The organism is Cognatitamlana onchidii (genome assembly GCF_004804355.1).
GTDB lineage: Bacteria > Bacteroidota > Bacteroidia > Flavobacteriales > Flavobacteriaceae > Cognatitamlana > Cognatitamlana onchidii.
Genome location: NZ_SRWZ01000001.1, coordinates 699,755 through 714,674, shown reverse-complemented (window position 1 = coordinate 714,674; position 14,920 = coordinate 699,755). Strand labels below are relative to the sequence as shown.

The window sequence follows — 14,920 nt, the reverse complement described above, 5'->3', positions numbered from 1 at the left end:
GTTAAATTTGATATATATATTTCAACATATTTTAAATATACAGATTATTTTTCAATCAATTGTTTTAGCTTTGTACGCGTTTTCAATTATTAACTATTAAATATTGCGCTTATGAAAATTGGTGTTCCTATTGAAATTAAAAACAACGAAAACCGAGTGGGAATGACACCCTCAGGAGTGTTTGAATTAACAAAACGAAATCACGAGGTTTTTGTACAAAAGAATGCTGGTTTTAACAGTGGTTTTTTTGATGAGGATTATGTAAGTGCTGGTGCGACTATGCTTAATACCATTGAGGAGGTCTATGCCATAGCCGAAATGATTGTAAAGGTGAAAGAGCCTATTGAACCTGAGTATAAGTTAATTAGGGAAGACCAGGTTGTGTTTACGTATTTTCATTTTGCATCTAGTGAGGTGTTAACAAAAGCGATGATTGATAGCAAAGCTGTTTGTATTGCTTATGAAACCGTGGAGGATGCAGACGGAACCTTGCCTTTGCTAATTCCTATGTCGGAGGTAGCTGGAAGAATGTCCATTCAGCAGGGAGCCAAATATCTAGAAAAGCCTATAAAAGGTCGCGGGATATTATTAGGAGGTGTACCAGGAGTGCCGCCAGCAAAGGTTTTAATATTAGGCGCTGGAATTGTGGGGTACCAGGCTGCTAAAATGGCTGCTGGATTAGGAGCGCATGTGGTGATTATGGATATAAATATGAAAGCGCTTCGTTATGTTAGTGATTCTATGCCAAATAATGTTATTAGCGAGTTTTCTAGTGAATACAACATTAGAAAACATATAAAGGATGCCGATTTAATTATCGGGGGTGTATTAATTAAAGGTGCCAAAGCGCCAAAATTAATAACGCGCGACATGCTTAAAGATATGCGTCATGGTACTGTTTTGGTTGATGTTGCCGTAGATCAAGGAGGCTGTTTTGAAACTACTAAACCAACAACACATGAAAATCCTACCTATATCATTGACGAGGTGGTTCACTATTCTGTGGCCAATATGCCTGGGGCTGTACCTTACACCTCTACTATGGCATTAACCAATGTAACTTTACCATATGTTATTAAGTTAGCTAACGAAGGTTGGGAAAAAGCATGTAAGGAAAATGTCCCGTTATCTAAAGGATTAAATATTGTAAAAGGCGATATTGTATATAAAGAAATAGCTGAAGCTTTCGACATGGAAATGAGTGTCTAGTTTTTAGTATTTAAGTGTTTACAAGCGCCTTGATCTGTAAAGATCAAGGCGTTTTTTTAGTTAGGTTTTAAGATAAATAGGAAGAAATTATGTTTCATAATTAATGAAACTGACAAATTTTCATAAGAAAATTGTGGCGTTATTTTTGCTATATTTATTGAAGTAATTAAAACTGAAAAAAGAAATTATGATTGGATATTATATATTAATTGGGGTCGTTGCATTAGTTAGTTGGGCTGTTAGTAACACCCTGAAACGTAAATTTGAAAAGTACTCGAAAGTACAGTTAAGAAATGGTATGAGTGGAGCGGAAATTGCTCAAAAAATGCTAGCAGATAATGGTATTTATGATGTTGAAGTAATTTCTACGCCAGGACGTTTAACAGATCATTACAATCCAAAGAATAAAACGGTTAATCTTAGTGAGGCGGTTTACAATCAACGTAATGCAGCAGCGGCAGCTGTAGCGGCTCATGAATGTGGTCATGCAGTGCAACATGCTCAGGCATACAATTGGCTTCAAATGCGATCTACTTTGGTGCCTATGGTAAGTGTTACTTCTGGGATGTCTCAGTGGTTAATTATTGGTGGTTTAGTGCTTGGAGGGGCTGCTGGCATTGGTTTAGGCTGGTGGGTCGCTGTATTAGGAGTGGTTTTTATGGGATTCGCTACACTATTTAGTTTTATTACGCTTCCGGTAGAATACGATGCTAGTAACAGAGCATTAGCATGGTTAAAAAACAAAAATATGGTAACTCCAGAAGAATATAAAGGCTCTGAAGATGCTTTAAAATGGGCAGCCAGAACATATCTAGTTGCGGCCATTGGAGCCTTGGCTAATTTACTTTATTGGGCATTACAAGTGTTTGGAGGCAGGGATTAATTGAACACGAAGAAATAAAGACAGAAAGCCTCAAAGTCATTTGAGGCTTTTTTATATATTGTCGTGAGAAAATTTAACGGACAAAACTTTATGGAAACTAATTTTCAGAATAAATTAATGGTAGGCCAATTATCAGATACTGATAAAGTGGCGTTTTATAAAAAGACCTATTCGCATGTAGCAGGAGGGGTTCTAGTATTTGTGCTATTTGAGTATTTATTACTTCAAAGTGACGCTATAATTGATTTTGCACTGTCAATGACACAAGGTTGGCGTTGGTTGATTATGCTTGGAGGGTTTATGTTTATCACAAATTATGCTGAAGGGATGGCACTTAAAACCCCAGATAAGAATAAACAATATTTGGCTTATGGTCTTTACATCTTAGCGGAGGCGTTCATTTTTGTACCATTAATCTATATGGCTATTGCTTATACCGAGAGTTTTGATTTATTAAATCAAGCAGCCATAGTTACCCTATCCTTGTTTACTGGACTATCCGCTATAGTCTTGGTAACAAAAAAGGATTTTTCCTTTTTAAGATCTGCACTAACTGTTGGTTTTTTTATAGCTATTGGGCTTATTTTAGCCGGAGTATTATTTGGATTTAATTTGGGATTGTGGTTTTCTGTTGGGATGTGCGTATTGGCGGCAGGGTCTATTTTGTATCAAACTTCTAATTTGGTTCATAAATATTCAGAAGAAGATTATATACCAGCAGCATTAGGCTTATTTGCATCTTTAATGTTATTGTTTTGGTATGTTTTAAGCATTTTTCTTTCCAGAGATTAAATTAACTTTAACATAAATATATGATGGAAGCCTTGAATCAAATCAGGGCTTTTTTTGTTTCTTTACTCCTCAGTTTATTTAAAATGGATCCTACTACATTCTACAAACAGCATCTAGACAAGTATCAGCTAGAAGAAAAACGTTTAGGTAAGCTTATGCTAACATATAGCATGCTCAGATTATTCGTTTTTGCTGTTACAGGTTTTGGGCTTTATATTTTTTTTTCATCATGGAAATTAGTTGTATTTATTGGTCTAATTGGGATTGTTTCTTTTTTGTATTTACTTTCAAAATATACAGATTTAAAAAAACAAAAGGCGTTTAAAAAGGAACTTGCAGTAATAAATAAAGAGGAGCTTGACATTGAATTGGGTAATTTTTATGACAGGGATTCCGGACTTAGTTTTCAAGATTCAAATCATTTTTACAGTCTAGATATAGATTTGTTTGGACGCGGGTCTTTTTTTCAATGTATAAACAGAACCACTATAAATGAGGGAACATTAAAGTTGGCTGAGTATTTAAAAGCCAACAATATTCATGATATTGTTTCCAGGCAGGATGCCATTAAGGAGTTGTGTTTAAAACCACAGTGGCGTCAGTATTATATCGCTACCTCTAAATTAGTTGAGGTTGAAACCCCTGCAAATCAAATTATAGGCTGGTTAAGCGAACACAAGTCTTTTTTACCAAAAAAACTAATGGCTTGGTTGCCTCAAGTATTCAGCCTTTTATCACTTACAATATTGATGCTTACCTATTTTAATGCCATAACATACCAAGCAATCATTGGATATTGGCTAGTTTTAGGATTGGGAATTTCAGGGCTGTATCTCAAGAAAATAAATGTTTTAGCAGCAAACACTAGCAAGGTTAAAGATACATTTAGGCAATATGCTGAGTTATTAGATCTAATTGAAAATGAAAACTTTACTTCTAGTTTATTAGTTAAAAAACAAAAAGAGATACAGGCTGAAAATGAAAAAGCGTCTCATGTGTTTAAAACATTTTCAAAATATTTAGATGCCCTGGATAATAGAAATAATTTAATTGGTGCTATTTTTGGGAATGGTTTGTTTTTAACCGATTTAAAGAACGCCTACCAGATAGAACGTTGGATTGAGTCCTATCACAAAAAAGTAGCCGATTGGTTTGAAGTTGTGTCCTTTTTCGATGCTTTCAATTCTTTGGGTAATTATGCTTTCAATAAGCCTGAGTTTACCTATCCTAAAATAATTGAAACAGGTGCGGTTATTGATGCTAGAGATTTGGGGCATCCACTGCTTGATAAAAATAAGCGAATTGATAGTGATTTAACTATAAATGGGGAACAATTTTTTATTGTTACCGGAGCTAATATGGCAGGAAAAAGTACTTTTTTAAGAACAGTATCTTTACATATTGTCATGGCCAATATGGGGTTGCCTGTATGTGCAAGCTCAAGTATTTACAAGCCAATTAAACTAATTACTAGTATGCGTACCTCTGATTCTTTGGCAGATGATAGTTCATACTTTTTTTCTGAATTAACAAGGTTAAAATACATTGTAGACGCAATCCAGAAGGATACTTACTTTATTGTGCTCGACGAAATATTAAAAGGCACCAATAGTAAGGATAAAGCAATTGGATCAAAAAAGTTTGTAGAACGATTAGTTGCTTCAAAAGCTACAGGCATTATAGCAACACACGATTTGAGTTTATGCGAAATTGAAGCCATGTTGGATGTGGTAAAAAACTATTATTTTGATGCTGAAATTGTTAACGAGGAGCTTCATTTTGATTATATGCTCAAAACAGGGATTTGTAAAAATATGAATGCATCGTTTTTATTGAAAAAGATGAATATCGTATAGATTTTATTGTTTTAACTTTACAGATATGCGGCACCAATCAAAACTTCCAAATATTGGGACTACTATTTTTTCTGTAATGAGTGGTCTGGCTAAAGAGTATAGAGCTATTAATCTTTCTCAAGGATTTCCCGATTTTGGTAGTGACCAAAAGCTTATTGATTTAGTAAATAACGCCATGAATTCTGGATATAATCAATATGCACCTATGGCAGGAAGTTTTGAACTTAGGGAAGCTATTTCAAAGAAAATTCAAACGCTTTACAACGCGAGTTATCATCCCGAAAATGAAATTACCATTACTGCTGGTGCTACACAGGCTATATCTACAATATTAACAACCTTTATTAAACCCAATGATGAGGTTATTATTTTTAAACCAGCTTACGATAGCTATGAGCCTGGTGTTCAGATTAATGGAGGTAAACCAATATCGGTTCAATTACAGGCGCCAGATTTTAAAATAAACTGGCAAGAGGTTAAGGAAAAGATAACGAAGCGAACAAAAATGATTATTATTAATACACCTCATAACCCATCAGGAATGGTGTTTTCGAAGGATGATATGCTAGCGCTTCAAAAGCTTACCAGAGATACAGATATAATTGTGTTGAGTGATGAGGTTTATGAACACATGGTTTATGATGGATTGTTACATCAAAGTGCTTCTATGTTTCCAGATCTAAAATTAAGGAGTTTTGTGGTGGCATCCTTTTGTAAAACATTTCATAATACCGGTTGGCGTATGGGTTATTGTTGTGCTCCAAAACCGCTTATGGCGTTATTTATGCAAGTGCATCAGTTTAATGTTTTTTGTGTGCATCACCCCACTCAAAAAGGTATTGCGGACTATATGAAAGAACCCAAACATTATCTCAATTTAGCCAATTTTTATCAGGGAAAACGCGATCTCTTTTTAAAGCTAATCAAGGATTCTCGTTTTAGGTTTAAACCTTCTAGTGGAACTTATTTTCAGGTGCTTGATTACTCTAAAATTACCAATGAATATGATGTGGATTATGCCAAAAGGCTTACTAAGGAGTTTAGATTAGCTTCTATACCAATGTCGGTTTTCAATGAAAATAATGTAGACAATAAGATGTTGCGTTTTTGTTTTGCAAAAAAAGATGAGACATTAAAGCAAGCTGCTGAAATACTAAATAAAATTTAACATGAAAAAAGAACTTCAAGTTGTTTTAATTCAAGCTGATTTAGTTTGGGAAAATCCCAAGGAAAATAGGCAGCGATTCGCAAAAAAAATTGAAGATTTAGAGGCTTCGGTCGACTTAGTAGTTCTTCCAGAAATGTTCACTAGTGGTTTTACTATGAATGCCAAAGACGTTGCTGAAACCATGAAAGGGGAAACCGTGTTATGGATGCAAGAATTAGCAAAGGAAAAAAACGTTGCTATTATAGGAAGTCTTGTAATCGAAGAGGAAAATAATTTTTTCAATAGGTTGCTCTTTGTGGAGCCAAATGGCAGTCTCAAGATTTATGATAAACGCCATACCTTTACCTTGGTTGGGGAAGACAAAGTGTTTACGGCTGGTGCCAAAAAAATGGTTATTGATTATAAAGGTTGGAAGATTTGCCCACTAATATGCTATGATTTGCGTTTTCCAGTTTGGTCTAGAAATACTGAAGATTATGATCTGCTTATTTATGTAGCAAACTGGCCTAAACCAAGAGTTTCGGCCTGGGATGCCTTATTAAAAGCACGAGCTATTGAAAATATGTGCTATTGTATTGGGGTGAATAGAGTGGGAGTTGACGGTGTAGGTAGTGAGTATTCTGGCCACTCTGCTGTTTACGATGTCCTTGGGCAAAAACTTACTTCTATACCACCATTTGAACAGCATATTCAACACGTTACACTCGAAAAACGACATATTGAAGCTTATCGAAATAAACTCAAGTTTTTAAATGATAGAGATAGTTTTATAATTAATTAAAACTAAGGGTTTCTTGTATGCCCCAGTCGGCTCTTATTTCAATTTCATTAAAATGAATCACGCGTTCAGGTTGCATTTTTTTTAGGTAGTTACCAGTGTCGAATTTACCATTGCCGTTGGCATCAAGAATTATGCGAATGGGATATATTCCAGGAGGCATATTTAAAAAATCGACATCCCCCTGCTCTTTTACAATACGTTGAACTTTAACAACTCCAGACTTGTCTGTAAGTTGAATGATTATTGGTAATGGCGCGTTTATTAAAGTGAATCTAGCATATCCGAATTCAGACTCTTTTCTAGTGTTTAATGTGTAAAACAATGTGTCATTGGTGTCGTTATAAAAATCAATAAAGGCCTCGGGCAAGATTTGAATTTCATAGTTGTTTGATTCCGTTTTATCAAAGTTAAATGAATAGGTGTTTTTTATGGTGTCAAAATTTGACGTAAAATCTACCAAAGAAGAGTCCCTATCCGTTATGTATACTTTAGATTTGTTAAATTCAATTAGAGGGGTGTTTGCAGAAATCTCAAAAGCTTCATCAATTCCTATAGCACCGCTGGGATTTGAATCTAAATTTAACGAATCTCTGTCTAGGTTTCTAATTCTAGCCGTAAATTCTTCTTCAAATTTAAAAATGGGGTTCGAAACTTTAAAAACTAACGAATCGACTTCCAGATTAGGTTTATACCAATATAGTAACGAATCGGTTTTACTGTCTTTAGTTATTCTATAATCAAAATCTTCTGGTGTTTCTGACAGTAATTCAATATTCATGTTTTCGTAGCTGCCTTCATAACCAAAGGCAATCTTGTTTCCAGATATTAAACTGGGGCGCTTCGCATTAAAGTCAAGCGCTTCGTTAAAGAGTCTTAAGGTGTATGTGGAATCTGTAGGGAGCTCAATAAAGTTTTTGTGAAAAGCAATTTGGTCAGAGTTTTGTTGAAACCTATTATCTCCATTATTATCTTTTAGAGCCATAAGCATATATTTCCCAGGCTTTATGTTTTCAATTGAAAATGTGGTCGCACTATCTAATGTGTTTGTTATATACTTAGGGACTTCTTTATAAATAATTGAGTCGGTAAACGTCGAGTCAACTTCATATAGTCCAACATTAACAAAAGTTTCGGGTTTTGTAAGAAGGGCATCTTGAATGTCTCCCTTAACAGAAAGGGAGTCAATATAATCACCAGTAGAAAACACGTATCTATAGTATGGGTATGGATTACCTTCGTTGTGGTCTTTAATACTATTGCCAAAGTTAAAGGCATAAGTGCTGTTAGGTTGCAGGGTGTCTGTAATTTTTATTGAGATGTATTTACTGGCCCCCCCCAGCGGAGAAATTTCTGGTTGTGTTTTCATGGGAGGTGATATGATGAGTTGTTTTTGGAGGTCATCAATTTTTATGTACTCATCAAATTGGATTTTAATTTCGTCTCCTTTAAAATTAGTTGAGTAGTTTTCTGGTGAGGACGAAATAATAACAGGAGGTGTTTCGTCTTTTGGTCCACCTTGAGGCGTTCCTCTATTGGCACAATTAATAAAAATAGAACTAATAAAAAGTACTAATATAATGTTAGGAAAAGTCTTGTTCATCCAGAGATCAAAATTTTTACAAACCTACATAATTTTGAAGATATAACGTGTAAATTCATTAGGCTATTGCCATAGTTGCCACGCTTACTGTTATGTTTTTCGACTCATTCAAAATAGCGATACAGGCTTCAAGAGTAGCACCTGTAGTTACGATGTCATCAACAAGAAGAACGTGTTTGCCATCCAAAGCAGACGCGTTTTTTAAGGCAAAGAGTTCGTCGTTTGCATGCCATCTGGAAAACCGTTTCTTTTGGGTTTGAGAGTTCGCTTTGGTGATTTTTACCAAATTATTCTGGGTGTACAAGGCATTTAAACATTTTGCTATTTCTTGTCCAAACAAACTAACTTGGTTAAAGCCTCTTTTTCTTAATTTTTTCTCGTGTAAAGGAACTGGAATTACCATATCAATATTTTGATATGCTGCTATAGTTTTTAACTCACCACCCAACCACTTGCCTAAAACACAGCCAATATTTTCATGACCTTTATATTTTAGGTTATGGATTAACCGCTGCACGTTTCCTTTTTTTTCGAATCTAAACAACGCTGTTCCTAATTCAATTTTAGCACGGCCATATAGCACTTTTGCGAGACTATCATTATTATTAAAATGGAAGTTAGTAACCGGTAAATGGTGTCTGCAATCTATACAGATAGAATCTTCATGGTCTTGTAGCAGATTCATGCAGGCATAACACACCTTAGGGAAAAATAAATTGAGTAAGGAGTAAAGCATGTAATTATAAAATGCGTTTGGTAAACTTAGGGAAAAATTATGGTATAAATGCTTAATTTTCATGAAAGCATTCCCTTAGTTTACTCGGGTTTTATATTTTTGCAGCTATGGCAAATCAAGATGATAAATTTAAGAAGGTAATATCGCATGCTAAGGAGTATGGATATGTGTTTCAGAGTAGCGAAATATATGATGGCTTAAGCGCAGTTTATGACTATGCTCAAAACGGTGCCGAGCTTAAGAAAAACATTCGCGATTACTGGTGGAAAGCTATGGTGCAAATGAATGAAAATATAGTAGGGATCGATGCTGCTATTTTTATGCATCCAACTACTTGGAAAGCGTCAGGACACGTTGATGCTTTTAACGATCCATTAATCGATAATAAGGATTCTAAAAAGCGCTATCGGGCCGATGTTTTAATCGAAGATTATTGTGCCAAAATAGAGGCTAAAATTGATAAAGAAGTTAAGAAAGCAGCAAAACGCTTTGGGGATGCCTTTAATAAGGAAGAATTTGTTTCTACTAATGGCCGTGTTTTAGGCTATCAAGAAAAAATTAACACGATTCTTTCTAGAATGGCAAAATCCTTAGAAAAGGAAAATTTAGCCGATGTAAAAACCTTGATTGAAGAGTTGGGTATTGCCGACCCGTTAACTGGAAGTAAAAACTGGACCGACGTGAAGCAGTTTAATCTCATGTTCGGGACTAAATTGGGTGCCTCTGCAGATAGCGCCATGGATTTGTATTTAAGGCCAGAAACGGCGCAAGGTATTTTTGTTAATTTTTTAAACGTTCAGAAAACGGGTCGTATGAAAATCCCGTTTGGTATAGCACAAACAGGTAAAGCGTTCAGGAATGAAATCGTTGCCCGACAATTTATCTTTAGAATGCGCGAGTTTGAGCAAATGGAAATGCAGTTTTTTATTAAACCAGGAACACAAGGCGATTGGTATAAGCACTGGAAAGAAACACGCTTAAAATGGCATTTGTCGCTTGGAATGGGAGAAGATAATTACCGCTTTCATGACCATGAAAAGTTAGCCCATTATGCTGATGCCGCCGCCGATATTGAATTTAAATTTCCATTCGGGTTTAAAGAATTAGAAGGGATCCATTCTAGAACAGATTTTGATTTAAAGGCTCATGAAGCGTATTCAGGCAAGAAACTACAGTATTTTGATCCTGAAGAAAATAAAAGCTATGTACCTTATGTGTTAGAAACCTCTATAGGCTTAGATAGAATGTTTTTAGCAGTTTTTTCTAATTCTTTGCAGGAAGAAGCTTTGGAAAATGGTACCACCAGAACCGTTTTAAAGTTGCCCAGTGTCTTGGCTCCAATAAAAGCGGCGGTATTACCTTTGGTAAAGAAAGATGGCTTGCCAGATGTTGCGAGACAAATTGTTGATGATTTAAAATGGGATTTTAATGTGGTTTATGATGAAAAAGATGCCGTTGGAAGACGTTATAGAAGGCAAGATGCTAACGGTACGCCATTTTGTATTACTGTAGATCATGATACTTTAGAAGATAGTACAGTTACGATTAGACATAGAGATACCATGGAACAGCAACGTGTAAAAATAGAAGATTTAAGACAAATAATTAAGGAGGAAGTTGATGTACGGAATTGGTTAATGAAGATGCAATAAAAAAAAGAATTAATCTTATTGAAAAAAGCAGAACGCAAGGTAAACTTTAGTTCTGCTTTTTTGTTTAATACCATTTTAGAAAACTAGGCTGATAAAAACGACTTTATACTTTTATCTGTCTATCAATTTGTTGGTCTAAAGAAATAAGAGACTCTGTTCTTAGAACACCTTCAATAGACTGTATGTTTTTATTTAAAAGATGCATGAGGTGTTCATTATCTAAAGCAAGTAATTTTATAAATAGGTTATAATTTCCAGTAGTGTAGTGGCATTCCAGTACTTCGGGAAAGCGTTTTAAGGCTCTAAGAACATCATCGGTGTTTGCAGCTTTGTCAAGATAAATCCCGACAAAGGCTGTGGTTGAATAACCAAGGACTTTAGGGTTCAGTATAAATTTAGAACCGCTGAGTAACTTTGATTTTTCCAATTTGCGCAGACGTTGATGTATGGCGGCTCCAGAAATACCAACGTTTCTAGCAATTTCTAAGATAGGAGTTCTGGCATCTTCAGTAAGTACGCGTAGTATTTTTTTATCAATACCATCAACCGTTACAACCTTATTTTTTTTCATGAGAGTTATGATTTTGCACGTAAAAATAAGAATTTGATTTTAAATTGAAAGTATAATAGGAACTTTTGAAAAGATTAGAAGTTTGGTTGAAAACAAGATTTTTGGATTAGGGGTGTTTTTAATTGTTTAACGGATTGTAACCAAGGTAAGCGGTTTGCTTTTCATTAAATATAATACCATGGTTTTTAAGTTCTTTGAGTATTGGTTTGTAAATTTCTTCTCTAATCGGGATTTGAACACCAGGAGTGGTTATGCGCTTATTTAATATAGCAATGGCAGCTATGGCCACAGGTAAACCTACGGTTTTGGCCATAGCCGTATAAGTTTGGTTTTTTCCAATAACCACTAAGCTAGAATCTATTTGATGTTTTTGTCCTTCCAGCTCATAACCAAATTTGTGGTACATAACGATCATATCTTTATCGGTTTTTGATAAAGTCCAGCTATCCATAAGTATTTTTTGAAGCATTTGTGCAGGAGTGGCCTTTTTGATACCGATGTATTTGTTGGGGTTAAATATGTCCAACTCAAGAAGCTTATTCCATACAATATCATCCTGATCTATTTTAAGCTGATGCCTTAGTTTTAATTCTACCGAATCGTTTAAGCTAAATGGTAAAAAAGCGTTAATAAAGTCACGATAGCTCATATGCTCACTCCCTTCAACAGTATAACTGTCGTCTGTCATTCCAAGTGTTACGAAAATATTCCATGCCCTGCTAAACCCTACACGCCTTATGGTGCCTCGATATAACGTTTTTACGTTTTCTAAGCCATAAGCGCTTTGGTATTTTAATGAATCCCTATTGGCATAAACTTCAAACTGACCATACCCATCTATTTCAACAAACTCGGTGCGTCTAAACAACCTGTTATAAGGTATGTATTTGTAGCTGCCTTCCTGAAGAAACTTGGCAGCACCACCTTGACCCGCAATAACGACGTTCCTGGGATTCCATGTAAACTTATAGTTCCATAAATTAGTATCGCTTTCTGGGGCTACTAATCCTCCTGTAAAGGACTCAAATAATATTATTTTACCGCCTTTACCCCTAATAGTATCAAGAACCTTCATAGCACTCATGTGGTCTATACCTGGATCTACACCTATTTCATTCATTAAAATTAAGTTGCTTGCTTTTGCGTCTTGGTCTAAGGTTTGCATCTCAGAACTTACATAAGAAGCTGTGACCATGTGTTTTTTTAAATGAATACAGGTTTTAGCTACTTCTATATGAAATCTTGCAGGAAGCATAGATATAACGATGTCGGCGGCATTTATTGCCTCTGTTCTTGCAGGCTCATTAAAAATGTCCAGATTTATCGCTTTAGCATTTTTATGACCTTTAATCAAGCTTTCTGAAGGCGTGGTATTAATATCTCCAACCGTTAAGAATAGTTGTTCCGATTCAGACTTGTCAAGAAGGTATTTTAAGAGGTGCGGACTTGATTTTCCGGATCCAATTACTAAAATGTTTCGCATATTCAGTCTAGTTAAGTAGCTTTGTATTTCGATTTAAAAGCGTAAACACACATGTTGTTGCGAAATTAGTAAAAAAATCAAGTATTTTTTGTTAATAATTAAATATTATGGATAAGGTTTTATATCTTTTTGGAACTGCTTTAGGAGCATTAAGTATTGTTTTAGGGGCTTTTGGCGCTCATGGATTAAAAGAATTAGTTTCGGCTGAAGCGATTCAGTCTTTTGAAACTGGGGTAAGGTACCAAATGTACCACGCTCTTTTTTTACTTGTTCTTGGAAATATTAACGTGCTAAGCAATAAGTCAAAAAAACTTATATGTTATTTCGTTGTCGCTGGGGTATGCCTTTTTTCGTTTTCTATTTATGCGCTGGCCACGAATACGTTGACATATTTTGATTTCAGAGTTTTTGGATTTATTACACCTATCGGTGGCTTGTTACTTATAGCAGCATGGAGTATTTTGTTTACGAAATTGTTAATTAACACATCTAAAAAGGGTTAAAAATTGCATTTTACTTATTATAAATGTTTTAATTTTGCGATATAAATAATTTATTAGAAACATATGGGGAATTACAATCAGGTTACGAAAACGATTGAGTTAGATGCTTACGGAATTAAAAATGCAAAAGTTAATTATCAGTTATCGCATCAAGAACTTCATAGAATAAGTATAGAAAAAGGCTTAGGTGTTGAGGCCTCTTCGGGAGCTTTAGTTGTCAATACAGGGGAGTTTACTGGCCGATCTCCTAAAGATAGGTTTATTGTTAAAGACGATGTAACCAAAGATAGGGTTTGGTGGGGAGATATTAATATTCCTTTTCAATCTGAACAATTTGATAAACTATACGATAAAGTAGTAGATTATTTATCTGGGAAAGAGGTTTTTGCAAGAGATTGCTATGCTTGTGCTGATGCAAACTACAAATTAAACATCAGGGTAATAAATGAATACCCTTGGAGTAATCAATTTGCTTATAACATGTTTTTAAGACCTACAGAAAAAGAACTCGAAGGTTTTAATCCAGAATGGGTAGTTATAAATGCTCCTAGTTTTATGGCAGACCCAGAGATTGATGGGACTCGACAACATAATTTTGCTATTTTAAATTTTACCAAAAAAATTGCACTTATTGGAGGTACAGGATATACTGGTGAGATAAAAAAAGGTATTTTTTCTGCCTTAAATTTTATCTTACCTGTATATAAAGAAACATTGCCAATGCACTGCAGTGCTAATTTTGGAAAAGAAAAGGATACGGCTATTTTTTTTGGATTGTCTGGTACTGGAAAAACAACGCTATCTACAGATCCAAATCGTAGTTTAATTGGGGATGATGAGCATGGTTGGACCAATGAAAATACCGTATTTAATTTTGAAGGCGGATGCTATGCAAAAGTGATTAATCTTTCAAGAAACAATGAACCAGAAATTTATGATGCCATCAAGGGAGGGGCGATTCTTGAAAATGTGATTCTTGATAAAAACGCCAAGGTCGATTTTACAAATACCACTATAACACAAAACACGAGGGTTAGTTATCCTATTCATCATATTGAAAATATTAAGGTGCCTTCCATAGGAAACAACCCCAAAAACATATTCTTTCTAACGGCCGATGCTTTCGGGGTTATTCCGCCTATCTCAAAACTTACGCCAAGCCAGGCAGCTTATCATTTTATTTCAGGATATACTGCAAAAGTGGCAGGAACAGAGGCTGGTGTTGTAGAACCAGTACCTAGTTTTTCGGCCTGTTTTGGAGCACCGTTTATGCCATTGCATCCGTCAAAATATGCTGAGATGTTGAGTAAAAAGATGATTGATGCTGGCGTAAATGTTTGGTTAATAAATACAGGCTGGACAGGAGGACCCTATGGAATTGGTAAGCGTATGGAATTAAAATATACTAGAGCCATGATAAATGCCGTGTTAGATGGTAAATTAGGGCTTTATAATTACGACGATTACCATATTCATTCGGTATTTGGTGTAGCTCAGCCTAGAACCTGTCCGGGAGTGCCAACAAGTGTATTGAGCCCCAGAGCTACTTGGAATGATGATCAGGCTTATTATACGACTGCATTTAAATTAACGAATGCTTTTAGGGAGAACTTCAAGAAATTTGAGGCTCACTGTAGTGAGGAAATAAGGCGGGGTGGACCGCAACGATATGCGTTTTAATAAAAA

At 35.3% G+C, this 14,920-nt stretch carries 13 protein-coding genes; 9 read left to right on the top strand and 4 right to left on the bottom strand.

Annotated features, from left to right (window positions below; translation table 11 throughout):
• The first annotated feature begins 111 nt into the window (after window positions 1-111).
• The 6 genes from ald to E5D58_RS03285 all read left to right on the top strand — a co-directional run bounded on the left by ald (window position 112) and on the right by E5D58_RS03285 (window position 6,689).
• On the top strand, window positions 112-1,209 hold the full coding sequence (gene ald / locus E5D58_RS03310) for an alanine dehydrogenase (RefSeq protein ID WP_136480390.1): 1,098 nt from the start codon (window positions 112-114) through the stop codon (window positions 1,207-1,209).
• A 187-nt stretch (window positions 1,210-1,396) separates the two neighbouring features.
• Window positions 1,397-2,092 (top strand): zinc metallopeptidase, encoded by a 696-nt coding sequence (locus E5D58_RS03305; protein ID WP_136480389.1) that lies wholly within the window; start codon window positions 1,397-1,399, stop codon window positions 2,090-2,092.
• A gap of 90 nt (window positions 2,093-2,182) precedes the next feature.
• Window positions 2,183-2,884 carry a Bax inhibitor-1/YccA family protein gene (locus E5D58_RS03300; RefSeq protein WP_136480388.1) on the top strand — a complete coding sequence of 234 codons (702 nt, stop codon included), beginning with the start codon at window positions 2,183-2,185 and terminating at the stop codon, window positions 2,882-2,884.
• 83 nt (window positions 2,885-2,967) lie between these two features.
• Window positions 2,968-4,740 (top strand): MutS-related protein, encoded by a 1,773-nt coding sequence (locus E5D58_RS03295; protein WP_136480387.1) that lies wholly within the window; start codon window positions 2,968-2,970, stop codon window positions 4,738-4,740.
• A gap of 25 nt (window positions 4,741-4,765) precedes the next feature.
• Window positions 4,766-5,908 (top strand): methionine aminotransferase, encoded by a 1,143-nt coding sequence (locus E5D58_RS03290; RefSeq protein WP_136480386.1) that lies wholly within the window; start codon window positions 4,766-4,768, stop codon window positions 5,906-5,908.
• A gap of 1 nt (window position 5,909) precedes the next feature.
• Window positions 5,910-6,689 carry an amidohydrolase gene (locus E5D58_RS03285; protein WP_136480385.1) on the top strand — a complete coding sequence of 260 codons (780 nt, stop codon included), beginning with the start codon at window positions 5,910-5,912 and terminating at the stop codon, window positions 6,687-6,689.
• On the opposite strand, the gene E5D58_RS03280 is transcribed toward E5D58_RS03285, so the two are convergent.
• Together E5D58_RS03280 and E5D58_RS03275 are read right to left on the bottom strand one after the other, a co-directional pair.
• The gene (locus E5D58_RS03280) at window positions 6,682-8,289 is read right to left on the bottom strand and encodes an Ig-like domain-containing protein (RefSeq protein ID WP_136480384.1); all 1,608 of its coding nucleotides are present in this window, start codon (window positions 8,287-8,289) and stop codon (window positions 6,682-6,684) included. The two genes, E5D58_RS03285 and E5D58_RS03280, sit on opposite strands and share 8 nt — an antisense overlap.
• Before the next feature lie 58 nt (window positions 8,290-8,347).
• Window positions 8,348-8,974 (bottom strand): ComF family protein, encoded by a 627-nt coding sequence (locus E5D58_RS03275; RefSeq protein ID WP_235835827.1) that lies wholly within the window; start codon window positions 8,972-8,974, stop codon window positions 8,348-8,350.
• A gap of 158 nt (window positions 8,975-9,132) precedes the next feature.
• Here E5D58_RS03275 and E5D58_RS03270 point away from each other — a divergent pair, with 158 nt between their 5' ends.
• Window positions 9,133-10,677, top strand: coding sequence for a glycine--tRNA ligase (locus E5D58_RS03270; protein WP_136480383.1), 1,545 nt, complete (start codon window positions 9,133-9,135; stop codon window positions 10,675-10,677).
• A gap of 103 nt (window positions 10,678-10,780) precedes the next feature.
• Here E5D58_RS03270 and E5D58_RS03265 read toward each other — a convergent pair whose 3' ends face one another.
• Window positions 10,781-11,248, bottom strand: a complete 468-nt coding sequence (locus E5D58_RS03265) for an Lrp/AsnC family transcriptional regulator (RefSeq protein WP_136480382.1) — start codon at window positions 11,246-11,248, stop codon at window positions 10,781-10,783.
• Between the two features lie 118 nt (window positions 11,249-11,366).
• Entirely contained in the window at window positions 11,367-12,731 is a 1,365-nt protein-coding gene (locus tag E5D58_RS03260; RefSeq protein WP_136480381.1) for a saccharopine dehydrogenase family protein, read from the bottom strand.
• A gap of 107 nt (window positions 12,732-12,838) precedes the next feature.
• Between E5D58_RS03260 and E5D58_RS03255 the strand changes: the two genes are divergently transcribed.
• Both E5D58_RS03255 and pckA read left to right on the top strand, forming a co-directional pair.
• Entirely contained in the window at window positions 12,839-13,234 is a 396-nt protein-coding gene (locus E5D58_RS03255) for a DUF423 domain-containing protein (RefSeq protein ID WP_136480380.1), read from the top strand.
• A 63-nt stretch (window positions 13,235-13,297) separates the two neighbouring features.
• Window positions 13,298-14,914, top strand: a complete 1,617-nt coding sequence (pckA, locus tag E5D58_RS03250) for a phosphoenolpyruvate carboxykinase (ATP) (protein WP_136480379.1) — start codon at window positions 13,298-13,300, stop codon at window positions 14,912-14,914.
• The last annotated feature ends 6 nt before the right edge of the window (window positions 14,915-14,920 follow it).